We start from the raw sequence: 10341 nt of genomic DNA, 5'->3' as shown, positions 1-10341 counted from the left end.
ACGTTCCCTTTTAACTGAGTGAGTTCAATTACCAGTTTGGCGCATTGACGCCGTTTTGGGGAGCGTCCATCTCATCACCCATCCTAAATTTAGGTGTGGCTGTCTTGCTTAATTGTTGTTTAATTTGTTTGCGTATTACTATTTGCCCCCAAATTAATAATTTTCACTTCAGGTTTATATCACGTTAATTTCCATAAAATTGTAATACTTCCCCTGTACCTTATTTACTTTATTTCTATTTGGCAGCTGTGAAGCTAAGTTGCCATAAAATTATAATTAAATAATAGGTAAATACCCTAATGAAGGCTTTAAGCAAAACCGCTTTAATAGTTGTTATTTCCAATGCTCTTTTTGCATGTGGTTCTGATAATTTAGATTCAACAAAAAATTCTGATCAAGTTGAAAATGAAAGTACGGTAAGTACTACGGTAAGTACTACGGTGACGCAAGGAGCTAATAAACTTGCAGAAAATAATAGTGATAATGTTTGGCGCTTTGCGGTTATACCCGATACTCAAGGTCGAGATGATGATGATTATAAACAAACAATTACACATACCTACGATGGTATAACGTTATCTGTCGATATTGGTTATGACGTTAATAATGATGACATTTTTGATGGTGAAGGTTGGAAGATTGACGTATCTGACCCTTATAACGCTATTTTTGTTGATGAAAATGGAGATCCGCTTGTTGCTGGCGGCGTGCCGGTCGAAATCGCAAGTAGTGAACGTTCAGATACGCCTTATGATTTTAAACACCTTCCTGCTTTATTAGTTGACCCTATTGTTTCTAAGATAAAAGAAGAGGGGGTTTCAGTTGTACTCGCCGTAGGTGATATGACCGATGTACGCACAGAAAATGAATATGTTGAATGGATGAATAAGGTTGGCACGCCTTTAACTGAAGCCGGAATGACTGTTTTACCTGTGCGTGGTAATCACGAAATTGTAGACGGTTATGATTGGCTAAGTTGGTTTACTACTTCTGTGGATACTACCGATAATCGCTCTGTTAATAATATGGATAATGGTGTTGATGCTTATACCGATGCAGATTCACAGGAATTCGATCAAGGGTACAATTTGTATCAACAATACCCAGGAAAACTATTAAGCAAAGGGTTAGAAAGCGGCGAAATAGTGGGTTACGAAGGTATTGAAGATCTTATGTACTATACCGTTCAAAACAATACCCTATTTATTGCTATAGACTTTTATGCCAGTGATTTAGTGTCTGTTAACTATGAAGGTACTTGGCTTCTTATTTATGATTGGTTAAAAAATGTTTTAGAAACAAAAGGGACTACGGTTGATCATATCGTTATGTTTGGTCATGAAGCTTTATCAACCAAAAAGCGTCCGTCTGTTTATAATTATGATGAATATTTTGACTATATTAGTTCGTTAAAAAGCGATGGTACAAGTGGAGATGAGGATGAAACTGAGCCAGGTATATTAGGGCTTGATACTGGTCAATTAGGTTATTTACAGCTGCAAGATGAGTCTTCACCTGGCTTAATGGATAACGTCCTTAATTTATTGAGTGAATATAAAGTTAACTATATTGCTGGGCACGATCATCAATACTCTCGTAGCTTAATTCATCCAGATAATTCGAATCCATCTGTTGGCTTTACGCAAATTGTTGCCGGTAATGCATCTTGGAAAGCGTATAACAATCGTTATGGTATTCATGATAAATATGAAACGGGTTTAGCGCAGGATAATTTTGCTCAAGTAGGTGACTACGAAGGAACAAATAGTCAGTACACTAAAGATTTAACTAAGTATGAAAAGTCAAACAAAATTTCATTTGTGATTGTTGAAGTTAATGGTCGTCAAATTACGTTTAAAAACTATTATGCACCGGTTAATTTCTCAGAAGCAGATATGAACATGGGCACATATTGGGATGAACCTCAAAATGCTTGGGTGCAATATGATGTTGATTCAGCAGGTAAAACCATTGAAGAAATTATCCCTATTGAATGGAATGTAGGTGATAGTGCAAGCTATACGAGCGATGCGTTACAGCGTGTTGTTTCTCCTTACGAATCTTATTGGGCAACAACAAAAACACCTGATGAAGCCGGTTATATTGGTACGCAAGCGGCTATTTTAGATGGTTTTAATTTAACGTATAACAGTGTTGAAGTGTTAACTACCGATACCCAAGATAAAAAGCAGGTGGGCGTTGATGCAAACTATCAAGATGATTTAGGGACAGGTAAAGGTGAATATACAATCTTTGCTGATGCTTATAGTATTCCTCGAGAAGAGCAAGCAATGAATGAATTATTGTCATTGAGCTGGTTTACTGACGAGGATGCTACAACTGTATCTGATATTTTGTACATTAATGGTAATTTAAACCAAGATGGCTCATATAAAAACACAAACGGATTTGTGCAAACCAGCTCTCCTTCAGAGTTGTTTTTTGATAAAGATGCAGTGGAAACCGATAATCCAACAAATGTTATTCGAGATGGTGTGATCACCGCTGAAGATGACGCCGATGCAATGGCGATTGCAATAACAGCTCCCGAAGGCGTTGATTTATCTACTTTAACTATTGGTCGATACAATGAAGAAACGGGTGTTTGGGACGCGTTTTTAGATGAAAACTGCTTTACTGCTACCTCTTACTCGGATGACTTTAGCGTTATGTTTCAATCGGGTGCTGGTAGTGCGCCAAGTGATGTAAGCAGCAGTTGTGGGACTTATTTGTGGGGTTATAATTATAACAATAACTCTGTTTGGGGTTTTACACATAAAGACGGTCGATTTGCTTTGGTTTTAAAAGTTGATAATGCTGGGTAAAGACCTCATTATTTTTGAATTTATATAATTTAGTGTATTTTAAATCGATATAGAGCCTGACTTTATATCGATTTTACATATGTGATCCTCTAAATATTTCGATGTGCTGCTTGTTGTGCACTTTAAGTCGTTATCAATAAACGTAATTGCTAATTGAAATATAATGGCAAACACACCCAGCAATAACAAATAAGTGCCAAATAGCGTGGCTAAATTGGGTGCTTTTAGCGCTGTAAAATAATGTACCTAAACTATAAAAAATACCGCCGGCAAGTAGCCAGTAAAGTGCTTTTACATCAACACTTGAATAAAGCGGATATACAATAGCCAGTGCAAACCAGCCCATGAGTAAGTAGGTGGCGAGTGATATTTTTTTATTACCATTTTTTACAAATACTTTGTACGCCACGCCCGCCAGTGCCACCGCCCAAATAAATGTAAGTGTTGCCCATGACCAAGCACCGGTTAATGAGATTAATAAAAAGGGAGTGTAGGTGCCTGCAATTAATAAGTATATGGCGCAGTGATCGCACTTTTTATAAAAGGCTCTTAAGCGCGGTTGAATACTGGCGTGGTACAAAGTGGATGATAAAAACAGCACAAATAGGCTGCTGCCGTAAATTGCAGTAGTAATATATGCTTTAGTGCTGGTGGCTTGGCTAAATAAATCCCACATTACAAACGCGGCAAATACAATACCAAGTGCATGGCTAATTACGTTTAGTTGTTCTTCTTTTTTAGAATAGGGCGCTTCTAACGACATAACAGATCCTACCACTATTTGAATGAATTTTAGTGTACAAGTGTACGCTGAGTTTTTCAATATTATAATTTTTATATGAATACAATAATTTATTGTTTTTCATAAAGTTGAAACATCAATTTAACCAATGCGTAATTAATAAGACGTAAAAAAGTCGTAATAGTTCGTTAGATTACTGGTCATTCCTAAAAACAATTAACCGGACGAACAGTGAAAAACATGAAAAATAAATTAACAACACGGCCTTTTCTTAAACTTACTAAATTGTCTGTGGCGATGATTTGCGTTACATCAACAAATAGTTTTGCAGATCAAACCATAAATAAAGAACTTGATGAAATAGTGGTTGTTGCTCAAAAGCGTGCGCAATCAATACAAGATGTGCCCGTAACAATAAGCGCCTACGATGGCGACTTTTTAGAAAGCTTGGGTATAGGTGAACTAGACACCTTATCTGAAATAACACCCGGGCTTGTTATTCAAGAGCAAAGCCCTAACAACCCGGGCTTTGTAATTCGTGGTATTACGTCTGATAGTGGGTCGTCTCAATCATCCCCTCGTGTGTCTATTTATTATAACGGAGCAGATGTATCACGCTCTCGTGGCTCATACTTTGAGCTTTTTGATGTAGAAGGGATTGAAGTTGTTAAGGGACCACAAGCGACACTGTTTGGAACAGCAGCTTCTGTAGGTGCTATTAGTGTAGCAACACGTAAACCAGAAAAAGATTTTTCGGCTCAATTAAAAGCATCCGTTGGTAATTACTCGGCCAAAGGTGCTAGTGGCTTTGTAACGGGTGGCAATGATTTATTGCAAGGCCGTGTTGCTTTTACTTATCGTGAACGTGATGGGTTTATAAAAAATATTGCAGGAGATAGTAACTCCCAAAATCCGGCTGGGTTTAAGCAAGATGATATGCATGCTATTGAGCGTTTTTCTTATCGTCCGTCTTTACGTATTACACCTAGTGACGATTTAACGATTGATTTGGTGTATACGTATGAAAAAAATGATGACTCGGGTACATCTTTTAAAAATGGGCTTTATGCACCAACCGGTGGTGATACAAGTCCATATAGCTTTGTTGAAATGCCAGGTAGTCCGTATGCAGAGTCTGTGTTTGGAAAAAAAGACTTAGGTGTAGAGCGCACAGTTAACGATTTAAATTTGACTGTAAATTGGGATGTAAGTAACGATTTAACAATCACCTCAATTACTGCAGGGCGTAATTTTGACTCTTTAGAAGTGTTTGATGCTGATGGTACGCAAGCATGGTTTTTAGAATTTGCAGAAGCTGCTGAGGGCGATCAATTTAGCCAAGAATTACGCGCTGTTTATACACAGAATAAGTTTACTAGTATTTTTGGTGTGAGTTACTTTGAAGAAGATGGTAGCCAGCGTATTCCATTTAGTACAGAGGAGTCTATATTTTTAAATTGCTTGGGCGTATTGGGTTCAGGTGTTCCTTGTATTAATAATGATGGTAGCGTTAATATTTTAACGCCAGCATTAACAGGTGGTGTAGTAAACGAGTTGCCATATTCACTAGAGTTTACAAACTATGGTGAAAACAAAGCGTACTCAGCGTTTGCTGATGTAACTTATGCTACTACTGAAGCATTAGAGTTAACAGCGGGTCTTCGTTATATAAAAGAAGAAAAGCGCAGTGGTTATAGCTCTGCAGCACCCAATAGTGTTTTAACACAAGCGCCATTGTTTACGGTTGATACAAATGGTGAAACATTCTATGGCGATGCTGATTATGATGATTGGCTGCCACGTTTTAATGCGCTTTATATAATAAACCCTACTACAAATATGTATGCGACTGTTTCAAAAGGGCGTCGTTCGGAAGTACTTGAAGTAAGTTCGGCTAACAACGAACAAGGAAATGTCGAAGCCTCTATATCAGAAGTCCCAGCGGAAATTATTTGGAACTACGAAACCGGTATTAAAGGCAAAGCGCTTGACGGGCGTTTAGATTACTCTGTCGCTGTATTTTATCAAGATTACTCTAACTTTCAGGTTACGTTACAGGATGATGAAGGCGTTGCGTTTTCTGCTGATGCGGGCTCTGCCACTAATGTTGGCGCAGAGGCTGAGGTAAGGGCGTTAATTAATAATGAGTTTGAGGTTTTTGCCAATGCGGCTTACCTTGATGCTGAAATAGATGATGATAGTAATAACGGTAACCTCGCAGGCAATAAATTTAGACTACAACCAGAGTGGACGTTTAGTACGGGGCTGTTTTATTCAACAGAATTGTCGAACTCACTTAATTTAACGAGCTCTTTAATATATAGCTACCGCTCTGAAGTGTTTTTTGAGCCAGCAAATGCGCCAATATCAGGCTTAGATATTAGCCAACCTGGGCTTGGATTAGTCAGTGCGCGCTTAGGTATCGCAAATGGTGATGACTGGGCTGTTAGTGTATTTGCTAGTAACTTATTAGATAAAGAGTATTTAGTTGATGCAGGTAATACTGGAGGGGGATTTGGCAACCCAACATTTGTTGCAGGAGCACCTCGCTTTGTTGGTATTGAGTTAACTCTCGGGTTTGGTGGACAATAATACATTTAACTACTTGATATTTTAATTGAGCCACTGCAAAGTGGCTTTTTTATGTGATCACGTTAAAGTGAATTTATATTAGGTAAAAATGAAACAAGATCTAAAAGCTGCTTTACTTACCGCCATTGTTTATCCTGGAGCGGGGCATTTTTCTCTAAAAAAACACCTTATAGGCGCTATTTTTGCGGGTGTCTTTTCTGTTCTTTTAATTTTAACCCTTCAAGATATATTTGCGATTGCACAGTGTACTGCAAATGAAATTGTACACGGAAAAATCCCCATGTCGGTTACGGCCATTTTAAAAGCCGCGCAACAACCTTCTGACGCCTGCGCTCAACTCGCTGAATATAAGTATGTACCTTTAATGATTATAATTTGGGTGCTGAGCATAGCCGATGCATACCGTTTGGGCAGAAAAGTACTTCCCACTAAAAAATAAGCCACTTAATTAGAACTCGGTTTGGTTGGCTTATTAATTTTCTTCCCGCATATTTATCCCTGATATTTAGCTATTATTGATGGCGGTAATAATTATTATTACCGCCTTTTCATTTTTATACATATTTTTTGTAACCGAGATTTTTTGCCCGCATCGTGTAAATGCCTGTATATACCCAGTAAAATCCTCAAACCTCGTTAAATCGCTCACTTGTTGATATTTAGTTAATTAAAATCCTTCTCCTTGTACCTTTTTATTCATTTAATGTTAATAAATAAATGATACTTTATGCTCGCCAAATTAACTTTGTTTAATTATTAAGTATTGGTTTTCTATCAATTTATTACGTCAAGCAATGACGACTGATAATTTCAATTTAAGGAAATACGATGAATAACAGTTCAAATAATCACAAAAGAAAGGATTTTAAAGTGGCGAGCTTATCGTTAGCTTTATTATTAGGATGCTCAACAATGGCTAATGCCGCTGTTGAGAAGTTAACGGTGAGTGGGAATCAAATTCTTGCGGGTGGAGAAAACACAAGCTTTGCAGGACCTAGCCTATTTTGGAGTAATACGGGGTGGGGCGCTGAAAAATTTTATACAGCAGAAACAGTAGCAAAGGCAAAAACTGAATTTAATGCAACATTAATTCGTGCAGCTATTGGCCATGGTACGAGTACTGGTGGTAGTTTGAACTTTGATTGGGAGGGCAATATGAGCCGTCTTGATACTGTTGTAAACGCAGCTATTAGCGAAGATATGTACGTTATTATTGATTTTCATAGCCATGAAGCACATACCGATCAAGCAACTGCAGTTCGCTTTTTTGAAGACGTAGCTACCAAATATGGGCAGTACGACAATGTTATTTATGAAATTTATAACGAGCCGTTACAAATCTCATGGGTTAACGATATTAAGCCTTACGCAGAAACAGTTATTGATAAAATTAGAGCAATCGACCCTGATAACTTAATTGTGGTTGGAACGCCTACGTGGTCGCAAGATGTTGATGTGGCATCACAAAACCCAATTGATCGTGCCAATATTGCTTACACTCTGCATTTTTATGCTGGCACGCATGGTCAATCGTATCGAAATAAAGCACAAACAGCACTCGATAACGGCATTGCACTATTCGCCACAGAGTGGGGAACAGTCAATGCTGATGGCAATGGTGGTGTTAATATCAATGAAACCGATGCATGGATGGCATTTTTTAAAACAAACAATATTAGTCACGCTAACTGGGCTTTAAACGATAAAAACGAAGGTGCATCGTTATTTACTCCAGGCGGTAGTTGGAATTCACTAACCGCGTCAGGTACTAAAGTTAAAGAGATCATTCAAGGTTGGGGTGGTGGTAGTAGCAATGTTGATTTAGATAGCGACGGGGATGGTGTAAGTAACAGCCTTGATCAGTGCAATAATACTCCCGCAGGTACAACGGTTGATAGTATTGGTTGTGCAGTAACTGACAGTGATGGTGATGGTATTAGCGATAGTGTTGATCAATGCCCTAATACACCTGCAGGTGAAACTGTTAATAATATAGGTTGTGTTGTTGAAGTAGTTGAGCCACAAAGCGATGCGGATAACGATGGTGTGAATGATGATATTGATCAGTGCCCAGATACACCCGCTGGTACAAGTGTTGATACAAATGGATGCAGTGTTGTAAGTTCAACCGATTGTAATGGCATTAATACATACCCTAATTGGGTGAACAAAGATTACTCAGGTGGCCCGTTTACTCACAATAACACCGACGATAAAATGCAATATCAAGGCAATGCATACAGCGCAAATTGGTATACAAATAGCCTTCCAGGAAGTGATGCTTCGTGGACGCTTCTTTATACTTGTAATTAAGCACGTTTTATAAAATATACAAAGAAGGTAAATAATACATTTACCTTCTTTTTAAAAGTATTAGCCTTTATAAACACTTTGGTGTTGTTCAACAATATTGTAGCTTGGTGAGTTTATGTTATCTATATAGCGCCAATCGGTTGTGATTTGCTCTTTAGTAATAGTCAGTAGCATATACCCACGGTGTGATAAGTCACAATAGTTTAAATCGTTTATTAACAATGAAAGCGAGTCAGCCATTTGCTTTGCTTGTGCTGTATTAAGCGCTAAATAATGCTCCATACCCGGGGATGTAACACCAGGTGTTGCAAACTCTACTCCTACGCTTTCGCCTTTTGCATTTTTTAATGTGCCATGCCACGCATTGTGCGTATCACCTGCAACCACGACTAACTTTTTATTTAATGCGGTAATGCTTTTGTATAATGCTTCGCGCTCGCTTGGGTAACCATCCCACGCATCTAAATTATAAGGCATTAAAGTATTTACGCGTGCGAGTTGCTCGGGTGTTACCGCTTTATTAGCTAACACTGCTTTTTTAATGGTAACAAGCTCTTTTAACACCTGAGGTATTTTAGTGCGATCGGATTGCGAGAATATTTCAGTAGGTAGCCACATTTTAGTCATCAATACTTGCTGGCCCAATACTTGCCATTTTGCATTTGATTTAGTTATTGCACTGGTGAGCCAGTTTAGTTGTGTGTTACCTAGTAAATGCCTATTTTGATTATTTAAATCACTGACAAAGTGCGCAACATCCATTTGCTTGGTCTCGGGGTTTTTGTAGTCGCTGTAAGCGAGTTGTTTATCGCGTGCTATTACGCGCGTATCTAGCATATGTAAGCTTATTAAATTACCAAAATCGAAGGTGCGATATATTTGCGGGCTTTGTTCGCCCATAGGTGGCCTAATTGGCAGCCATTCGTAATAGGCTTGAATAGCTGCTGCGCGACGCTTAAAAAAGTCACCTTCATCAGGGGTATGATTTTCAGCACCACTTTTATAGGTATCGTTAGTTACTTCGTGATCATCCCATATTGCGATAAATGGCGCTTCAGCGTGAAGTGCTTGTAAGCCTTTGTCTGTTCTGTAAATAGCATAGCGTTTACGATAGTCGCTAAGGGTAATAATTTCACCGCTGTTATCGGCTGCTAATTGGCGGCCAATGCTTTCGGCATTTTCGGTAGCGTATCCGCCCATTGGGTATTCGTAAATGTAATCTCCCAAATGCAGTACTACATCTAAATCTTTTTGCTTAGCGGCATCTGTGTAGGCATTAAAGTACCCAGCAGGGTAGTTTGAGCACGACACAACAGCCATTTTTACTTGTTCAACATTGTTTATTGGTAGTGTTTTAGCACTGCCAATTGGGCTTTGTGTATTCAAACTCATAAACCGATAAAAGTACTCTGTGTTTGGAGCAAGTTCTTGCACATCTATTTTTATTGTAAAGTCTCGGCTTTTATCTGTTTGTTCTTGCCCGCTGCGAATAATGTTTTTAAATTGAGAGTCACTTGCCAGTTCCCAAGCAACAGTAACTTCAAAATTTGATTGAGAAGTGGTTGCACGTGTCCAAATTATTAAAGCATTACTAAGCGGATCGCCACTCGCTACACCGTGTTTAAATTCAATAGCCGATAGAGGTTTGTTTATTAATGTTTGAGCACAACCTGTAATGGCACTCGATACTGCGACGGTAAATATGCTTGCTGCTGAGGTTTTTAAAAAATTTCGACGTGATGAAAGAGTCATACTGCACTTTTTGAATTATTTATAGTGGTGTGCACTTTAGCGGGTAGATATGACGTTTTTATAAACGCTAAATGTATTTAGTGTGACGGTATTAATACATTTAAATCCTTTTATTTA

6 protein-coding genes are annotated in these 10341 nt (G+C 38.3%); 4 read left to right on the top strand and 2 right to left on the bottom strand.

What is annotated here, in order from left to right:
• Positions 1-299: 299 nt before the first annotated feature.
• The gene (locus I6E72_RS18935) at positions 300-2825 is read left to right on the top strand and encodes a metallophosphoesterase family protein (RefSeq protein ID WP_197113802.1); all 2526 of its coding nucleotides are present in this window, start codon (positions 300-302) and stop codon (positions 2823-2825) included.
• Between the two features lie 133 nt (positions 2826-2958).
• Here I6E72_RS18935 and trhA read toward each other — a convergent pair whose 3' ends face one another.
• Positions 2959-3588, bottom strand: a complete 630-nt coding sequence (gene trhA / locus I6E72_RS18930; protein WP_197113799.1) for a PAQR family membrane homeostasis protein TrhA — start codon at positions 3586-3588, stop codon at positions 2959-2961.
• A 219-nt stretch (positions 3589-3807) separates the two neighbouring features.
• Here trhA and I6E72_RS18925 point away from each other — a divergent pair, with 219 nt between their 5' ends.
• From I6E72_RS18925 to I6E72_RS18915, 3 genes are all read left to right on the top strand, one after another.
• A complete protein-coding gene (locus I6E72_RS18925; RefSeq protein ID WP_165735784.1) occupies positions 3808-6159 on the top strand; it encodes a TonB-dependent receptor in 2352 nt (783 codons plus the stop codon).
• 88 nt (positions 6160-6247) lie between these two features.
• Entirely contained in the window at positions 6248-6598 is a 351-nt protein-coding gene (locus I6E72_RS18920) for a hypothetical protein (RefSeq protein ID WP_197113793.1), read from the top strand.
• A 389-nt stretch (positions 6599-6987) separates the two neighbouring features.
• Positions 6988-8472: a cellulase family glycosylhydrolase gene (locus I6E72_RS18915; protein WP_197113791.1), complete on the top strand. Its 1485-nt coding sequence runs from the start codon at positions 6988-6990 to the stop codon at positions 8470-8472.
• 60 nt (positions 8473-8532) lie between these two features.
• Here I6E72_RS18915 and I6E72_RS18910 read toward each other — a convergent pair whose 3' ends face one another.
• Positions 8533-10224 (bottom strand): alkaline phosphatase D family protein, encoded by a 1692-nt coding sequence (locus tag I6E72_RS18910; protein ID WP_197113789.1) that lies wholly within the window; start codon positions 10222-10224, stop codon positions 8533-8535.
• Positions 10225-10341 lie beyond the last annotated feature (117 nt).

The sequence above is a fragment of the Pseudoalteromonas sp. NSLLW24 genome, from assembly GCF_015864725.1.
In the GTDB taxonomy this organism is placed as follows: domain Bacteria; phylum Pseudomonadota; class Gammaproteobacteria; order Enterobacterales; family Alteromonadaceae; genus Pseudoalteromonas; species Pseudoalteromonas arctica.
This window is presented reverse-complemented; position numbering and strand designations above follow the sequence as displayed.